The organism is Clostridium sp. CAG:221 (assembly GCA_000435835.1).
Taxonomy (GTDB): Bacteria; Bacillota; Clostridia; order Clostridiales; family Clostridiaceae; genus Clostridium.
On record FR883356.1, the window covers coordinates 1 to 18,026 of the forward strand.

The 18,026-nt window shown below is 29.1% G+C and carries 18 protein-coding genes, 1 pseudogene and 1 other annotated feature; of the genes and pseudogenes, 6 read left to right on the forward strand and 13 right to left on the reverse strand.

Features of this window, described 5'->3' with window-relative positions:
- Positions 1-308 precede the first annotated feature (308 nt).
- On the forward strand, positions 309-2,675 hold the full coding sequence (locus Q5O44_RS00730; RefSeq protein WP_022166467.1) for an immune inhibitor A domain-containing protein: 2,367 nt from the start codon (positions 309-311) through the stop codon (positions 2,673-2,675).
- Between the two features lie 67 nt (positions 2,676-2,742).
- On the opposite strand, the gene Q5O44_RS00735 is transcribed toward Q5O44_RS00730, so the two are convergent.
- The 5 genes from Q5O44_RS00735 to Q5O44_RS00755 all read right to left on the reverse strand — a co-directional run bounded on the left by Q5O44_RS00735 (position 2,743) and on the right by Q5O44_RS00755 (position 6,682).
- Entirely contained in the window at positions 2,743-3,048 is a 306-nt protein-coding gene (locus Q5O44_RS00735) for a hypothetical protein (RefSeq protein ID WP_022166468.1), read from the reverse strand.
- Positions 3,049-3,188: 140 nt separating this feature from the next.
- The gene (locus Q5O44_RS00740) at positions 3,189-4,055 is read right to left on the reverse strand and encodes an EamA family transporter (protein ID WP_022166469.1); all 867 of its coding nucleotides are present in this window, start codon (positions 4,053-4,055) and stop codon (positions 3,189-3,191) included.
- Positions 4,056-4,136: 81 nt separating this feature from the next.
- Complete coding sequence (locus tag Q5O44_RS00745) at positions 4,137-5,303, reverse strand: aminotransferase class I/II-fold pyridoxal phosphate-dependent enzyme (RefSeq protein WP_022166470.1); 1,167 nt, start codon at positions 5,301-5,303, stop codon at positions 4,137-4,139.
- Positions 5,300-5,785, reverse strand: coding sequence for an Lrp/AsnC family transcriptional regulator (locus tag Q5O44_RS00750; RefSeq protein ID WP_022166471.1), 486 nt, complete (start codon positions 5,783-5,785; stop codon positions 5,300-5,302). The genes Q5O44_RS00745 and Q5O44_RS00750 overlap by 4 nt, the downstream gene beginning before the upstream one ends.
- A gap of 60 nt (positions 5,786-5,845) precedes the next feature.
- Positions 5,846-6,097, reverse strand: a binding site (T-box leader).
- A gap of 57 nt (positions 6,098-6,154) precedes the next feature.
- A complete protein-coding gene (locus Q5O44_RS00755) occupies positions 6,155-6,682 on the reverse strand; it encodes a VanZ family protein (RefSeq protein ID WP_291662965.1) in 528 nt (175 codons plus the stop codon).
- Positions 6,683-6,901: 219 nt separating this feature from the next.
- Between Q5O44_RS00755 and pdxS the strand changes: the two genes are divergently transcribed.
- From pdxS to Q5O44_RS15190, 3 genes are read left to right on the forward strand one after another with little or no spacing between them, the layout of a single operon-like run.
- Positions 6,902-7,771, forward strand: a complete 870-nt coding sequence (pdxS, locus tag Q5O44_RS00760) for a pyridoxal 5'-phosphate synthase lyase subunit PdxS (RefSeq protein ID WP_022166473.1) — start codon at positions 6,902-6,904, stop codon at positions 7,769-7,771.
- Position 7,772: 1 nt separating this feature from the next.
- On the forward strand, positions 7,773-7,883 hold the full coding sequence (locus Q5O44_RS15185; protein ID WP_022166474.1) for a glutamine amidotransferase: 111 nt from the start codon (positions 7,773-7,775) through the stop codon (positions 7,881-7,883).
- 35 nt (positions 7,884-7,918) lie between these two features.
- Positions 7,919-8,092 (forward strand): hypothetical protein, encoded by a 174-nt coding sequence (locus Q5O44_RS15190; protein ID WP_366934336.1) that lies wholly within the window; start codon positions 7,919-7,921, stop codon positions 8,090-8,092.
- A gap of 68 nt (positions 8,093-8,160) precedes the next feature.
- Here the strand turns inward: Q5O44_RS15190 and Q5O44_RS00770 are convergent, their stop codons facing one another.
- The 8 genes and pseudogenes from Q5O44_RS00770 to Q5O44_RS00805 form a co-directional block, all read right to left on the reverse strand.
- Positions 8,161-8,433: a hypothetical protein gene (locus Q5O44_RS00770; RefSeq protein WP_022166475.1), complete on the reverse strand. Its 273-nt coding sequence runs from the start codon at positions 8,431-8,433 to the stop codon at positions 8,161-8,163.
- A gap of 187 nt (positions 8,434-8,620) precedes the next feature.
- Positions 8,621-10,774, reverse strand: coding sequence for a HAMP domain-containing sensor histidine kinase (locus tag Q5O44_RS00775; protein ID WP_022166476.1), 2,154 nt, complete (start codon positions 10,772-10,774; stop codon positions 8,621-8,623).
- The gene (locus Q5O44_RS00780; RefSeq protein ID WP_022166477.1) at positions 10,749-11,453 is read right to left on the reverse strand and encodes a response regulator transcription factor; all 705 of its coding nucleotides are present in this window, start codon (positions 11,451-11,453) and stop codon (positions 10,749-10,751) included. Before Q5O44_RS00780 ends, Q5O44_RS00775 begins: the two co-directional genes overlap by 26 nt.
- Before the next feature lie 709 nt (positions 11,454-12,162).
- A pseudogene (locus tag Q5O44_RS00785) lies at positions 12,163-13,092 on the reverse strand (PD-(D/E)XK nuclease domain-containing protein); the annotation flags it as partial.
- A 30-nt stretch (positions 13,093-13,122) separates the two neighbouring features.
- Positions 13,123-14,202: a DUF4179 domain-containing protein gene (locus tag Q5O44_RS00790; RefSeq protein WP_022166479.1), complete on the reverse strand. Its 1,080-nt coding sequence runs from the start codon at positions 14,200-14,202 to the stop codon at positions 13,123-13,125.
- Positions 14,195-14,764 carry a sigma-70 family RNA polymerase sigma factor gene (locus Q5O44_RS00795; RefSeq protein ID WP_022166480.1) on the reverse strand — a complete coding sequence of 190 codons (570 nt, stop codon included), beginning with the start codon at positions 14,762-14,764 and terminating at the stop codon, positions 14,195-14,197. The genes Q5O44_RS00790 and Q5O44_RS00795 overlap by 8 nt, the downstream gene beginning before the upstream one ends.
- Before the next feature lie 345 nt (positions 14,765-15,109).
- Entirely contained in the window at positions 15,110-15,676 is a 567-nt protein-coding gene (locus Q5O44_RS00800; RefSeq protein ID WP_291662978.1) for an MBL fold metallo-hydrolase, read from the reverse strand.
- A gap of 53 nt (positions 15,677-15,729) precedes the next feature.
- The gene (locus tag Q5O44_RS00805) at positions 15,730-16,341 is read right to left on the reverse strand and encodes an isoprenylcysteine carboxylmethyltransferase family protein (RefSeq protein WP_302637047.1); all 612 of its coding nucleotides are present in this window, start codon (positions 16,339-16,341) and stop codon (positions 15,730-15,732) included.
- Positions 16,342-16,564: 223 nt separating this feature from the next.
- Here Q5O44_RS00805 and Q5O44_RS00810 point away from each other — a divergent pair, with 223 nt between their 5' ends.
- A complete protein-coding gene (locus Q5O44_RS00810) occupies positions 16,565-16,990 on the forward strand; it encodes a ferritin family protein (RefSeq protein WP_022166483.1) in 426 nt (141 codons plus the stop codon).
- Between the two features lie 258 nt (positions 16,991-17,248).
- Positions 17,249-18,026, forward strand: a 778-nt coding sequence (locus Q5O44_RS00815; RefSeq protein ID WP_302637049.1) for an MATE family efflux transporter, incomplete at its 3' end; no start/stop codon positions are given.

The following is an 18,026-nucleotide window of genomic DNA, read 5'->3' on the forward strand; positions in this document are numbered from 1 at the left end:
ACTGGTAACCCGGCGAGGACAAACCAGTCTCTATCATTTATCAGCACTTTACGTACCAACTGCTCACTAAATATAACACATATATTATATTAATACAACAAAAACTTTTTCTTCTTTCTAAGTTAAAATCATCTTCTTTAATTCTATATAACAATCTTTGTAAAAATAAGTTTCTTGAAAAAGTATAAGGTTTACAATTTCATCAATAAATTTACATATTATACTTATTAAGTAAATATTGGAATTTTATTGCTTATAGGCGTATAATATTTTTAATGCTTAACATAAAAAATTTTGGGGATGACCTTATGTTAAAAAAGAAACTTTCAAAAATAATTTGCAGTAGTATGGCGCTAACTTTTGTAGTTTCTGCACCAATAATTACAACTGCAAATACTGTAAACAACTCAAATTCAACTGTTGCTACTGAAATTAATAAAAGTGGTAATTGCTCTTATGTTAACGGTGGTCCAATGGATGCATCTTTAGCAGATGAAGAAAAAATAATTGAAATGTTAAAAAAAGAAGGCAAGCTTTCAGAAAATGCAACTTTAGAAGAAGCTCATGCAGCATTTATTGCTTTTATGGAAACATTCAAAGAGCAAAATGATGAACCACTTACTAAACTTCAAAAAGATTTAAAAGCAAGAGCAAAGGAAACATTAGCTAATGATGATATCTCAACTTATGGACTAGAAGATGAAACTAATAAGGTTACTAATATAAATGTATTGGCTGTTATGGTTGAATACAATGATGTAAAACATAATTCTATAACACCTGACGAATCAGATATGTATTATGAAAATTATGATAAACAACATTATCAAGATATGCTTTTTGGTGATAATGGCTATACAGGACCTAATGGTGAAAATTTAATTTCTTTAAAGCAATTCTATAATGAACAATCTGGTGGTACTTTAAATATTAATGGTACTGTTACTGATTGGTACTCTGTTTCTAAAAATGCTGCTTATTATGGTGAATCATCTGGTGGATCTAATGACCTTAGACCAAGAGAGATTGTAATGGAAACACTTAATAACCTTGCTAATGACCCAACCATTGATTTAAGTGAATTTGATAAAATTGATCGATATGACTTAGATGGAGATGGTGATTATAATGAACCTGATGGAATGATTGATTATCTAATCGTTATTCATGCTGGTGTTGGTGAAGAAGCTGGTGGAGGTGCACAAGGTAGTGATGCAATTTGGTCTCACAGATGGAATCTTGGTGGACTATATCCAATTGAAGGTACTGAATATACTGATGAAAATGGAAATACAAGACCTTACTATGCTTATGATTATACTATAGAACCTGAAGATGGTGCTGCTGGTGTATTCTGCCACGAATTTGGACATGACTTAGGTGCACCTGATGAATATGATACAATTTATAGTAGTGCTTCTAGTGAACCAGTTGCTTTTTGGTCATTAATGTCATCTGGTAGCTGGGGTGGAGCAATCCCTGGAACAGAACCAACAGGAATAAGTCCATATTCTAGACAATTATTCCAAAATATTTATGGTGGAAGATGGCAAAATCAAACAGTAATAGACTATTCCGCTCTTTCAAAACGTGGTACTAAATACACTATAAATTCAGCTGCAGAAACTGGTGATGTACTTAGAATAAATTTACCTGATGTAGAATATAAAATTAATACTCCAACAAGTGGTGAATATTCTTACTGGGGTGGAAAAGGAAGCGATGGAACTCCTATTCAAAACTCAATGACAGCAACTGTTGATCTTACTACAACTACTAATCCAGTACTTAACTTCAAAACATGGTACGATATTGAAGAAGGATGGGATTTTGGTACTGTTCAAATTAGAGAAACTGGTTCTGAAGATTGGACTGTATTACCTGGAAATATAACTACAACTGATCATAATCCTAGTGCTGATATTTTAGTTGGCCATGGTATCACAGGAACTTCAGATGGTTGGGTTGATGGTATTTTTGATTTAACTGCTTATGCTGGAAAATCCATCGAACTTAAATTTGAATATGAAACAGATTCTTATACATTTGGACAAGGTTTCTATATTGATGATATAACTATAACAGATAATGATTCTGTAATATTCTCTGACGATGCAGAAATTCTTGATAAATTTACTTTAGATGGCTTCACTCAAGATAAAGGTGTTGAATATGCAACAAACTATTATCTTGTTGAATGGAGAAATCACTCTGGTGTAGATACTTCTCTAGCTCATGTTAATAGGTTAGGTACTTTAATTTCTTATGATCCAGGTATGGTTGTATGGTATGTAAATGAATTTTATAATGATAATCACGGTGCTAACCATCCAGGTGGAGGTTATTTATCAGTAATTGATGCTGACCAAAAGAATAGCTATTGGATATTTGAAGATAAAACTGCTGCTTTCACTACAAATAGCTATCAAATGCATGATGCAGCATTCAGCATGAAGCTTGGCAGCAAATTTGTGGTTGATGCCACAGAAACTTATGGAAGAAAAGCTATAGATAATCATAGAAGCATCCATAGAACTTTTAAAGATACTAATGATTATACAAATAGCGAAATTCCAACTTTAGGAACTATATTACCAAAACTTGGACTAAATATTGAAATTGTTAAACAAAACCTTAATAATAGCGGTGCTACAGTAAAAATAAGTGTAAAATAATCTTATATACAATAAAAGAGCTCTTGAATAATCAAGAGTTCTTTTTTGTTAATCCATATAGCTATTTTTATATATCATATTTAAATTTTATTGAAATTTCTTTTATTTCACCTTTTGAATTCTTTCTTATTTTAAATTGCTTAATATCCTTGCAGTCATTATCAATTTGATAATTTAACTCTGTTAATGTAGCTTTTAGTTTCTTAGTTATTCCACCATCTTCAACTATTACAAATCTTGATTTTTTGCATGTTGTTTCATTATTAACATCATCCAATACTACATAATATTCTGGAGCTTCTTCTATAACTAGATATTCCTTGTCTAATGTCAATGTTGAGCATAAAGTATTATCTACACATTTAATCTTCATAAATTCTTCCCCCTAAATTCTATATTTATACCCTTTACATATTTTATTATAATATATATTTACAATCGAAAAAATACATATTTGTAATTTATTGTAAATATATTTCTACTTGCTCATCTTACTAATTTATACAATTATATCTACATCTTTATTAGCAAACTTAATGTTCCTACTGTTATTAGAATAAGTCCTACCATTGAACTTCTGGATAACTTTTCCCTTAAAAATATATATGCAAAAGCTACTGTTACTAAAATACTTAACTTATCTATAGGCACAACAATAGATGCTAACCCATCATGCAGAGCTTTATAATAACAAATCCAAGATGCTCCTGTGGCAATTCCTGATAAGCCAATAAACACAAAACTCTTCTTACTTATATTTTTTACTTGTCCATGTTTTTTTTGTAAAAATACAATAATCCATGCCATAATAAGTACTACAATAGTTCTAATTGCTGTTCCTAAATTTGATTCTACATTTTCAATTCCAACTTTAGCCAATATAGAAGTAAGGGAAGCAAATACTGCTGATAAGACTGCATATATAAGCCATATCTTATTTTTAACTTGCTTTTGCTCTTCTTCTTTCTTTTGAATCATTAGATATGTTCCTATCCCTATTGCTATCATTCCACTTATCATTGGTATTGTTATATCTTCCTTTAAGAAAACAAATGCCAATATCATTGTTAAAATAGTGCTGGATTTATCTATTGGCACCACCTTATTAACATCTCCAAGTTGAAGTGCCTTAAAATAACATAGCCATGACGCTCCTGTGGCCATACCAGATAATATTAAAAATACGTAGCTTTTAATACTTATAGCTGTAAGCTGATTTTGTGATCCTACAATAAATACCATCAGCCATGAAAAAACAAGAACTACTATGGTTCTCAATGCTGTTGCTAAATGCGAATCAACTTCCTCAATACCTATTTTGGCAAGAATTGATGTTGCTCCTGCAAAAAGTGCCGATCCAAAGGCATATAAAATCCACATATCTTTCACTTCCAATCCTTTTTTAGTTAATCAGTGAATAACGCTACGCTCGACTTAATTAATTAGCGTAGCGTTAATTAACTAAAGTTCTTCTTTAACAAAGCGCTCTATCCTTCTAAGTGCTTCATAAATATTTTCCATTGATGATGCATAACAAGCTCTAATAAATCCTTCTCCACACTCTCCAAAAGCATTGCCTGGAACAGTAAGAATTTTTTCTTTTAAAAGAAGCTTTTCACAGAATTCTTCAGATGAAAGTCCTGTAGACTTAATACATGGGAATACATAAAATGCACCTAAAGGCTCAAAACATTCAAACCCTAACTTTCTAAATCCATCTACCAATACTCTTCTTCTTCTGTTATATTCTTTTACCATTTCACTAACGCTTTCATCACCATTTTTTAAAGCTTCTATAGCAGCAAATTGTGCTGTTGTTGGCGAACACATTATTGCATATTGATGTATTTTTTTCATAGCATCTATTAACACCTTATTTCCACAAGCATATCCAAGTCTCCAACCTGTCATGGCATAAGCCTTTGAAAACCCATTAATCACAAGAGTCCTATCCTTTATTTCTGGGAAACTAGCAATAGATACATGCTCCTTATTATAAGTAAGTTCTGCATATATTTCATCTGATATTATTATTACATCTTTTTTCTTTAAAACTTCAACGATAGGTGCTAATTCTTCCCTAGTCATTATTGCCCCTGTAGGATTATTAGGAAAAGGTATGATAACTACCTTGGTGTTTTCTGTAATGGCTTCTTCCAGTTCATCAGCTGTAAGCTTAAAATCATTTTCTGCCTTTAACTCTAATACATTTGCTTTAGCACCTGTAAAAGTAGTACATCCCTTATATGCCACAAAACTTGGCTCTGGAATAAGAACTTCATCACCTGGACCAACCAATGCCCTTAAAGCAATATCTATTCCTTCACTTCCTCCTACTGTAACAAGTATTTCATCTGATGGATTATATGATAAATCAAATCTTCTTTTTAAATATTTAGCTATTTCTTCCCTCAGCTCAATAAATCCTGCATTAGAGGAGTAGTGAGTATCTCCTTGCTCCAACGAGTATATACCCGCTTCTCTTATATTCCATGGTGTAACAAAATCTGGCTCTCCAACACCTAATGAAATAACATCTTCCATTTCATTTACTATATCAAAAAATTTTCTTATTCCTGAAGGAGGCATGTCCTTTACTTCTTTTCTAATCATATTTTCTAGTATCATATAAATATAGCCTCCCTATTATCACTATTCTTCTTTTCCTTAAATATTGTTCCATGATCCTTGTACTTCTTTAATACAAAGTGTGTTGCTGTTCCTCCTACATTATCAAGTACTGCTAGCTTTTGTGCTACAAAAGTAGCTACTTCTTTCATAGTTTTCCCTTCCACTATAACAGTTAAATCAAAACCACCAGAAGACATTAGATAACATGCTTTTACCTGATCATACCTATATATTCTCTCTGCAACTTTATCAAATCCTTCTCCCCTTTGAGGAGTAACCCTCACCTGTATTAATGCTGTAACAACTTCTTTCCCTGTATTTTCCCAATTTATCAGCGTTGTATATCCTGCAATAATACTTTTCTCTTCGTAATCACGTATAGCCTCTCTTACCTCTTCAACAGTTTTTCCAGCCATAACTGCAATTTGCTCATCGGTATACCTAAAATTTTTCTCCAATATCTCTAAAATTTCTTCCATTTTCATACCTCCAAATTAATTAATATCTTTTCTATACAATAAAAAAAGCCTCCTCCCCTAAAAAGGGACGAAGCTGTAATTCCGCGGTACCACCCTCATAAACAAAATAAAATTGTTCACTCAGTGGAAATAATAATTATTTCCTCCTTTATAACGTAAAGGTAACGTCTAAACCTACATTAAGCTCTAGTCTTAGTTCTCAGTTAAGCAATTCAGAGGCTGCTTCTAAAAAGAATCATTACTAAGTCCCACCATCCCTTAGCTCTCTAAAAAACAATATCTTTAAATACTCTTCCTCATCACTATCTTTCTTATATTTTTATCTATATATTAATTATCTAATACAACCAAATTTTAGTCAATAATATTTTATTTATTTAAATTAATAAAGTTAATTTTCTCTACTAATCTATATATATAATATCCTACTATAGCACCTATAATATTAAATATAATATTATCAATATTAAAATGCCGTCCAGTACAATATTTCATTACTTCTATAAATAAGGAAAATGTAATACTTATTAAAGTAATACTTTTCACAATTCCTTTTCTCCTCCTTATAATTAATGGATATAAAATCCCAAGAGGAATGAAGAATACTACATTTAAAAGTATTTCAGTTACTATATCACTTACTCCACCACCATCTCCGCCTAAGATAGTTAGGAAAGGAAGCATACTTGGCGTAATACTTACTGCCTTAAAATCGCTTATATTTATAGGGAGAATTTGAAAAAGCACCAGCACTGATAGTATGTAGACAACGAAAACAAATTCAAAAATATAATCTCTTAAGCTTAATTTTCGTTTTCCCCTATAAATTTTGTATAATAAGCAAAACATTAAATATACAGGTATGGATATCTCAAAGATATATCTAATATTCTCCACTATTACTTCACCTACTCTCAAATAAGTATTTATTTTTACCATTAAATTCCTTATATATTTATATTATATGGCTATTTATTACTATTCTCCATATAATGATAAATAATATTTAAATTTTATTTAAATCATATGATTTTTGTATGGATACATTTGCCAAAAAACTTTTCTCTTTTATAATTATTGCTATATTTTACATTTTTTATTAAAAGGAGAATTATTATGAGTAGATATGAATTAAATAAAAATTTAGCCCAAATGTTAAAAGGTGGAGTAATTATGGATGTTACAACTCCAGAAGAAGCTATTATTGCTGAAAAAGCAGGAGCATGTGCAGTGATGGCTCTAGAAAGAGTTCCTTCTGATATTAGAAAAGAAGGTGGTGTTGCTAGAATGTCTGATCCTAAAATGATTAAAGAAATTCAAGCAGCTGTTTCTATTCCTGTTATGGCAAAGGTTAGAATAGGACATTTCGTTGAAGCGCAAATATTAGAAGCTTTAGGCATAGATTATATTGACGAAAGTGAAGTGCTTACTCCTGCCGATAATAGCTTCCATATAAATAAACACGATTTTAAAGCACCTTTTGTTTGTGGAGCAAGAAACTTAGGTGAAGCACTTAGGAGAATTGGTGAAGGTGCTTCAATGATTAGAACTAAAGGTGAAGCTGGTACTGGCGATATTGTTCAAGCAGTAACACATATGAGAACTATGATGGATGATATAAGACGAGTTAAGAATTCCCCTAAAGAAGAGCTTATGACTTTAGCTAAAGAATTTAATGCTCCTTATGATTTAATAGAATATGTTTGGGAAAATGGAAAACTTCCTGTGGTTAATTTTGCTGCTGGTGGTATTGCAACTCCTGCTGATGCTGCTTTAATGATGCAATTAGGCAGTGAAGGCGTTTTTGTTGGTTCTGGAATATTTAAATCTGGCGATCCTGAAAAAAGAGCTAGAGCTATAGTTCTTGCTACAACTTATTATAATGATCCTATTAAATTAGCAGAAGTATCTGAAGACTTAGGCAAGGCAATAAGCGGCATTAATTATAGTGAAATAACTACTAAATATGAAGAAAGAGGCTGGTAAAATGAAAATAGGTGTCCTAGCCCTTCAAGGTGGCTTCCAAGAACATATACATCATATAAATGAATTAGGATATGATGGAGTACTGGTAAAAACTGTTGAAGATCTAAATTAGATGAAGTTGACAGCAATCCATTAGATTTAGTTTTTATTAGAGCTCCTTATGTATCTGAAGTTAACAATTCAGTAGTTGTACTTGCAAAAGTAAATAATAATATTGTAGCTGTAAGAGAAAATAATATGTTGGCTACCTCCTTTCATCCTGAACTAACTTCTAACACAAGCTTTCATAAATATTTTTTAAAAGCTATAGCTGGTTTATAAAATTAAATGCTCACAGAATTAATATAAATACTGTGGGCATTTAACTTTATAAAACATGATACTTTCTTTCATTTATTTTTTTCTAATTCCTTTTCCTCATCTACTAGTCTTATAAATCTAGCTCTTTCACTATGTTCACCTACTTTTTTAAAATAATACATTTCACCATCAACTTCTACCATGGGCATATTTTTTTCATCAACACCACTTAATTTGACCATTTTACCAATTTTCTTTAAATATTGTATTGTCCTTATTAGTAAGTCAGTAACATCTCCTATCATTTTTTCTCCTAAGAATACTTCGAAACAATTTTCATTATAACTATTTATTTCTTCCACATTCACACCTCCTAATATACATATATATTATTAATATTAAAAACATTCCTATTTTTTCTATTGTTTATGATTTTCTTTATAGTATTACTAAAATGATGTATTTAATTTAATAATGAAGTATTTGGAATCGATTTTTCTTTATTAAGCAAAAAAGAAGCAGAATCAATAAATTCCGCTTCTTAAAATCTTATTTTTTAAATTTCATTATTACTTTGAATAAATCGCCATCAATTTCAATTCTAAAGGTTCCACCTTGTACTTCCACAAAGCTCTTTGCAATGGCAAGACCTAATCCTGATCCTTCAGTATTTCTTGACTCATCACCACGAACAAATCTTTCTACTATTTCATTTGGGTCAAATTTAATTTCTTCCGCTGCCATGTTCTTCATTATGACTTCAACACTATCTTCATGTTCTATGATATCTAAATATACTCTACTATTAGGCATAGCATATTTTGTTGCATTTATAATAATATTTTCAAAAGTTCTAAAAGTACGTTGGCTATCTAATTGAAGCAGTATCTTTTCTTCTGGAAAATTACTCTTTATTATTAAAGAAGACTCTTTAATCTTATCATCAAGTTCAAACAATGTCTGTTTCATTAAAGAAACAATATCCACATCTTCAAAATTTAATGTTATATTTCCGCTACTGGCTTTACTCATTTCAAATAAATCTTCAATTAGTTCTTGAAGTCTTTGTGATTTTCTATCTACAACCTCTAAATATTCTATTCGTTTTTCTTCACTTAAATTTTTATCCTTTAATAAATCAATATATGTTATTATAGCTGTAAGTGGCGTCTTAAGATCATGAGACACATTTGAAATTAAATCTGTTTTCATTCTTTGACTTTTAACTTCTTCTTGTACAGCTTTCTTAAATCCACATTGAATCTTTTCTAAATTATCTTTAAATGGATTAAATATTCCTAAGTCTTCTTCTATCTTTACATCAAGATTCCCTTCTGCTATTTCATTAGTAGCTTCTGTTAATCTCTTATATTTCCCACTAATATCATTTACATATTTTCTAATTAAAATAAATAACATTACCGAATATATGATTATAAAGGGAATTCCAAAGAACCAAATAAAAGATAAAACTAACAATATTCCTGCATTTATTAACACAAGCTTTAGAATATACTTATTATTATTTTCATTTAAATTTATTTCTGTTATATAGTTTACTGTCTTTTTAATATATCTATATAACCAAACTATTATTCCACCAATTATGCTTCTTGTCTTAAAATATTCCTTAAAGCCAATTTTAAATATTGATTTTATTACTGTCATTCCAAAGAAAGCTATGGCAAAAATTCCAAACCATACAGCTATATTAAATGTACTTACCATGCCCTCAGATACTATCTGATTCTTTATTATAGGTAACTCCTTTAAATACGATACCCTTATCATACTTTCAGCTGCTGCAATCCATAATGCTATATCACAACTTATAATAATGAACCAAATTTCAAATGGTATTTTTATAACACTAAAATCTTTAACCTTCTTATATGGGAATATTAAAGCTATTAATAATATTATGGCTATAATACTTGCACTAATTAAAGTTCCATAACTTTCATATCCATAATATGAAGCATTGTCTATATTCCATGAAAGATGATCTGAATAAACTAGTTCAGTTGGCACAGCAAATACATAAGTCATATTTTTGATAGGCCCAATAATATTATTTACTTGCCCATTAACATTATCTTTATAATTATATATATATGAAGATAAGCTATCTTCACTTGCTCCCTTTACATTGCTTAAAGACACATCACCATTTTCATCAAAATCAATTACTGCAACAAATCTATATTTATCTATATCAAATGAAGATAAATCTATTTTTCTATCATCTGTAACTTTAATCTCATCTTTAATATTAGTTTTAACTTCTCCATTTTCTTTACTTAAAGCAAAATAATTAAGATTCTTATAATTACTTTTTAAATTTGAATCCCATCTGTCAAAAGATTTATTAAAATCAATATACACATCTTCTACATTTGAAATTCCTGATTCACCTAGTAAATACTTCAAATTACTTTCATTAATAAATATATCCTTTGGCTCAATACTTTCTTCTGTGCTTTGCTGTTCAATATTATAATCTAATACATAGCTTAATTCTGTTAAAGCAGTAGCAAAATCATATTCATCAAAAAAATTTCCCTGAGTATTTTTTGCTAATTTACTTATAAAAGGATATGTTTTAAACATTCCTACAGAAGCTATAAATAGTATTAATATAATTATCAAGCTTGTTAAAATCTTATTATCTTTTTTTTCATTGCTTTTCAAGTTTATATCCAACTCCCCACACCACCTTTAAATATTTTGGTTTTTTCGGATTAATTTCTATTTTTTCTCTTATATTTCTCACATGAACCATTATTGTATCTGTATTAATGGCCTGTTCATTCCATACTCTTTCATATATTTCCTCAGCTGAAAAAACCCTACCTGGATTTCTTATAAGTAATTCAAGAATTTTAAACTCACTAGGTGTCATCCTTATACTTTTACCATCAAGAATTACTTCCTTAGTATCAGTATTAAGTTCTAAACCACCAACTTCAAATACATTTGTATTTTCCTCTTCATGCTTTACCATATTTAAAAATCTTGAGTATCTTCTTAAATGTGAATTTACCCTTGCTAAAAGCTCTAATGGTCTAAATGGCTTAGTAACATAATCATCTGCTCCTATATTAAGGCCCATTATTTTATCAACTTCTTCTGATTTTGCTGATAACATTATCACTGGAAAATCATATTTTTCTCTAAGCTTCATGACAAAAGTTATGCCATCCATCTTTGGCATCATTACATCCACTATTGCTAAATGTATTTCTTCCTTGCTTAAAACCTCTAACCCTTCTATGCCATTACCTGCCATAAATGTCTTATATCCTTGATTATTTAAGTAAGCTTCTATTGCTCTAGCTATATCAACTTCATCTTCAACTATTAAAATATTATATGGATTCATAAAACTCCCTCTTTCATTAAAACATTATTAACTACCTCTATTATAATATAACATTTTATCCCTCCTAACCCATATATTTAAATACACATTTCCCAGTAAATATCCTGCAGAAATAAATATACTATTATAAATAGCTATAGCTATAAATGAATACACCGTGAATTTTGTAAGATTTAGAATAATGTTCCGTATTGTGCTAAGTATTGAAGTATAGTATTAGCTTCCATTGGTTTACTTTCCTTTTCTTAGTATGGTTATATAATAAATGATAAAACTTAAGAAAAAAGATTGGTATTTCTAAAGAAATTCTAAATATTAAGACTTGGAAATATCCGTAGACTATAAATTTCGTTAAGAATTTTTATCCTTTGCCTGATATATCTTTCTAAAAGTTCGAAACTCACTACGTTCAAACAGTCTCACTTTCTTAACGAAATATATATCATTCAAAGAATAAAATTCTAAAACTCATTTCTAATGTCTACTCCTATATCCAAGTCTTTTATATACTAGAGGTAATAATTCCTCATGGCTTCGGAATTATGAAAGATATGCTCAATATAACTTAACTAAATATTTTAAAATTGCTTGCTGAAACAATAAAATATTCTTAACGTTATGTGCATAACACTAATAATGAAATACTAAAACTTATTTCGGAATTATAAAAAGCTGTAAGTGAATCTTTTGTTTTTCACTTACAGCTTTTTTATATTTCTTCTATTTTACATTTATGTTCTTTAGTTTTGGAATCGTAGCAAATAGCTACTGCTAGAATTTTTTTATCTTTATTTTCTTTTCTAAACTTTTCTGCATATTCTTTTTCTTTGATTTGTTCTATGGCTACTTCTGGTATTTCATCTTTCTTCAGTTCAACTATGAAAGGAAGATCATTTTTTCTTCTAGGATGGAAGGTAAAATCAGCATAACCTTTTCCACTTTTTTCTTCACGTTCTACTCTATAAGTGTCTCTTGCTGAAAGATATGCTAAAGTAATGACATAAGATAAACTATTTTCATCATTATACTGTAAAATTGGTATTTCTGAATTATGAATATCATGAAGTATTTTTTCAACAACTTCTGTTTTACCTTCATATAGTTGATTTTAGCATTTTTTTTGAGTTTTCTATTATTTCTGAAACATAACCAAATGATTTATCTTTTAAGGCCTTTTCAAATTCCTTCATAAGCTCTTTATTGGGAATTTTTATATAACCGTCATTATACGATAGAAAACCAAGAACTATCATGGCAGAATATATCTCTTCCTTGGTATGAGGAGTTCTTTGCCCTGCTCTAAATTCTTCATCTATTAAAAAATCATTTTCTTATTCTTTTCACAAAGCTTCTTAACTTCTTCTTCTGTAAATCCAAAAAACTCACTAAAGCTTCTATCTTTTAAAAATGTATATTCATCAAACATATTAAGGGCACTACCACTAGAATATTTCTTAATAGGTAACACACATGTCATATATGCTAAAGCTACATATGATCTATCTTTTAATAAATTTCTTAAAAACTCTAAAAAGTCATTTTGATGTTCTTCAAAAAGATTATTATTAAATATATAATCCCATTCATCAAAGATAAAGATAAATTTTTCTTGTGATTTTTCTAATATTCTTTTAAGACTATCTGAGTAATATTCCTTTTATGCTTATTGTTATTTTATTTGTATTACTTTATCAAAAACAGTTTCCTTACCTATTTCTTCATATGTTGCTCCATTTCCATTTTTATTTTCCCATCTTTCTTTCTCTCCTAAAATTGGTTTTTCAACTACAACTCTAATAGAAGTCGATTCTGAATTAGGTGATTCAAAATATAGTTTCTCTGTATTATTGTTTTCGTCAGCTGTCGATTGTGAAAATTGAAGAATTTCTCCATTTTCATCATAAATAACTGTTCTATAATCAGTCCAATTTCCTTCCTTATAATTCAAATCAACAATCATCTCAAATGGAGTTATTTTCATTGAATTTACCTTTACTGTATCAGATTCAAAATCCTGTTTATCTAAATCAATTGTTTTACTTAAGTTTTTATCAACTGTAACTGGTACTTTAAATGCCCATGTACCCCATTTATAAGAACTTATGTCTCCTGCATTAACTCCATAATTTTCAATTAATTTTATTTTAGTTTGGAATATAAATTGCTCTGGTATTTCTGATTTTAACGAAGATAGATGATATTTTTGAACTCCAATAAAGGTATTTTCATTGATAAACTTACCTTCTAAACCAGCGAAACCACTATTGTCAAGTTCCTCATCTGTAAAATCAACTTTATTGTAAGATTCTGATGTGATTAACTGATTCATATCCATAAATCCTGAATCTCCCCAAGATGTATATTTAAATGGTTTTTCATTTTCAATAATATAGGTAACATATAAAGATTGACCATCACACAATATTTCAGATAGTGTAATTCCGATACCATTAGAATACGCAGTTTCATTTACAGACGTTGCATACTGTGAGTAATTTCCAGGGAAATGAATATTCTTTTCTATGGATTCAAATACACTGCCAACTATAGGTAGTTTAGCAGCTAATGCTGGATTTACTATCCCCAGAGTTGTTACTGCTACTAAACTAGCTGCAATAGTTCCAATTGCTCTATTCCTTTTACGTCTGTTATTTTTAATTTTTTGTAAATTTGCATTTTTAACTCCCTCATCTATTCTTTCATCAAGATTGTCAGGTATATTAATTTCATTATATTTAGAGTTATTCATATAAGTAATCCTCCTTTAAAATTTTACTTAAAGATTCTTTAGCTCTTCTTAAGTGACTTTTTACAGTATTACTTGGTATTTCCATAGTTTTCGCAATATCATCAATGCTCATATTGTTGAAATATCTTAAAATGATTACAGTCTTATATTTATCCTTTAATGTGTCAATAGCATTATATAGGTCCATTTTTTCCTCTAAAGATATGTCTTTTTCATCACAAGCTATTGATGAGTCATTATCAAGATATATAATCTTACTTTCTTTTTTAAGATAATCAATAGCTACATTTATTAAAACTCTTGTTATCCAAGTCTTAAATATATTAGGATTTTTTAATTTATGAATATAAAAAAAACCTTTATAAGCACATTCTTGCATAATATCTAAAGCTTTATTTTCATCTTTAACATAGCTATAAGCAATTTTATATAAATATATCTTGTGAATTTTATATAACTCTGTAAATGCATCAGAATCACCATTCTTAGCTTTTTTAGCTAGAGTTATATCTAATGGTTCTTCTTTTATTTTTTGCCACGGCAAAGAAATTATTTTTTCCATTATACCTCTCCTCAATTTCTTAAGTATTAAACATTAATGTTATACCTATTAGACGGTTAGTTTTTATCTAAAGTTGCAAAAATAATTATCATTTATTAAAAATATTGTAACAATTTAGTATTAGTATAGTCTTAAAATGTATTTAATAATAGAATTAATTATAAAAATAACAAAAAGCTATGCTAATTTATACTAATTAGCATAGCTTTTCTCTTGTTAATATCGTTGTAAAAGTTCATGTTAAAATACTTGTATTTATATTTTTTGCACCTCTAAAGTAAACCCGTTAACAAATAGTTGATGCTTTTTATATGCACATTTTAACCTCTTTCGTAAGCTTTAAATTTACCTCCCTGCTAACTCTCTTATACAGCTATTTACATTGTCCTCATAAATGCCTCCATGATAGCAAACTACTTTCTTAATATCGTAATTGGTTAGTTTTTTTATGGATTGATAATTTAAAGCATCATCATAATTAAGACTTTTATCACATGGGCAAAGTGTACCTTCATTAACCACCAATATATCACCAGCAATTAATAATTTAAATTTATTAACGTATAAGGATATATGTCCTGGAGTATGTCCTGGTGTATGAATTACAGTAATTCCTCCACAATAGGGAAGAACTTGCCCATCAGATAATGTTTCATTTATATTTACTTTAAATTTTTCAAAGCAAATTTTTAATTTATCATAAAACATATTCATCTTTTCAGGTAAATAATCTAAAGATTGTTCTAGCATAGAAAGCTTTACTGGCTTTTTGGTTCCTTCTATATAGGGTTTCTCCTCTTGAAAAGATATCATCTTAATATTATTATCTCTTTCTTTTAGAATCTCACTTGCACTTCCTATATGGTCAATATCTTGATGAGTAAAAATTATTTTCCTTAACTTTAAAGCTATATATTCCTTCTTTAATTCTCATAATAAACCTCCTATACCTATTGATTTTTTTATTACCAAATTAATGGTATTAGTCTGTATTTTACTTCATGACTATATTCTTCATATCCCTTAAGCTTTTCTTTAAGCATTTTATCCTCTAAATATGTTCTTATTACAATTAAACCAGCAATTATTATGGAAATAATCAACACCAACTTTGTCTCAAATATCATGGATATTGAAATACACCAAATTAAGATAGCTAAATATGTTGGATGTCGTATTATCTTATATGGCCCTTCCTTACACACTATCTGACTTCTATCAAATTGTACTCGTGATGTAGACTCTAGAAAAGTATTTACCATCATTGCTTTTAAAGATATTATTGTTACTGGTATCTGCAAGATAATACCCATAGCAAATATAATTCCTGGTTTGTCTGCCTTGTTCATTTCCAATCCTGCTACTAGATATATAACAAAGAAAGTTAATAGCCAGTATATTGTCAATATAATCTTATCCCATTTAGGTGAATCAGTATTGATCTTTCCCCTCTCTGCCAATGTTTCTTTATTTACATTATGCATAATATAACAGGAAATAATGGTTATAAGAAAATAACCAATAAAATATACCCATGCCCGCAAATTCATTGTCCACCATGAACCTAGAAGAAACATTAAAACCCCTAATCCTCTCTGAATAAATACCCTCAATATATAATTCATTTCCTTTTTGTCAATATCCTATCACCTCTTATAATTACTTTCTAATATTATTCTTATGCTTTCTCTAGATAAAAATAGCCCTCTATGCATTATATAAGTATCTATAATTTGCTGATTTAAAAATAACTCTTTTGGTAATACTATTTATTATTAAGTGTAAAAGGAGAATAATATTATGGAAAAATTAAGTTTTGTAATTGAAAACCAACTTGGTGTTGCTAAGGATAATGAAGAATTAAAAAACAGCCTTAATGGTCAATTTAATGGAGAAACTGCTGAAGTGGGACTTTATTTAGCAATGGCTAGAGTAGCTCAACGTTCAGGTTATCCTGAAATTGCAGAAGTACTTAAAGTTATTGCTTGGGAAGAAGCTGAACATGCAGCTCAATATGCTGAACTTACTGGTAAAATATCTGACTGTACTAAAACTAATCTTACAAATATGATGAATGGTGAAATTGGAGCTAACAAATTTAAAGCTGAACTAGCTCAAAAAGCAAAAGATGCTGGCCTTGAAGAACTTTATACATTTATTGATCATGCTGCAAGAGATGAAGCAAGACATGCAAGTATGCTTCATGGAATGCTTAACCGCTTATAATTATAAACATTAATGATAAAATAGCCTTAGCTATAACATCCTATGCTAGGCTATTTTTATTATTCTTAATTTATAACCCGTAACTCATAATAAAAAAAGGTTGTATTTGCAAATATTTTTCTCTATAATGTACAAGTATCTTTATTGAATGGAATCTTTTTTATCAAAAGAGTTTAATAAATTTAATATTGATGTTGAATAATTAATATTTTTACAAAAGATTACAAACAATATAATACATAAATAGGAGGACAACTTATGAGTAATCAAAAACATCTTGGCGATGCACCTATTGGAAAGTTGTTATTACAATATTCTATTCCAGCCATCATTGGTATGGTAGTAAATGCCCTATATAATATTGTAGATAGAATGTTTATTGGTAATATTCCAAATATAGGTTCCCTTGCAATAACAGGCGTTGGTATTACTATGCCTATTATGACAATAATCTTAGCCTTTGGTATGCTTATTGGTATAGGTGCCACAGCTAACATATCCCTAAACTTAGGAAAGGGAAATAGACCTACAGCTGAAAAACTTCTTGGAAATGCTTTTACCTTAAGTATAATAGTTGGACTAGCTATTGCCATAGTGGGAACTATCTGTGCAAATCCAATACTTAATCTTTTTGGTGCCAGTGAAAATACACTGTTTTATGCTAAAGAATATCTAAACATAATTTTATTAGGATGTACATTTAACATACTCTCATTTTCCCTAAATAGTACTGTAAGAGCTGATGGAAATCCAAAAATGTCTTCATTTACAATGGTAATTGGTTGTGGTACAAACATTATCTTAGATTATGTATTTATTTTTATACTTAATTTAGGAGTTAAGGGAGCTGCCCTAGCAACTATTATTTCTCAAGCAATTACTTTCTTTATAATTTTATATTACTACACAGCTGGTAACTCAAACTTAAAATTAAAAGTAGAAAACTTTAAATTAAAAAAACATCTTGTAACTATGACTTTTGCCATTGGAATTGCACCATTTGCAACACAAATAGCAAATAGTTTAGTGCAAGTTA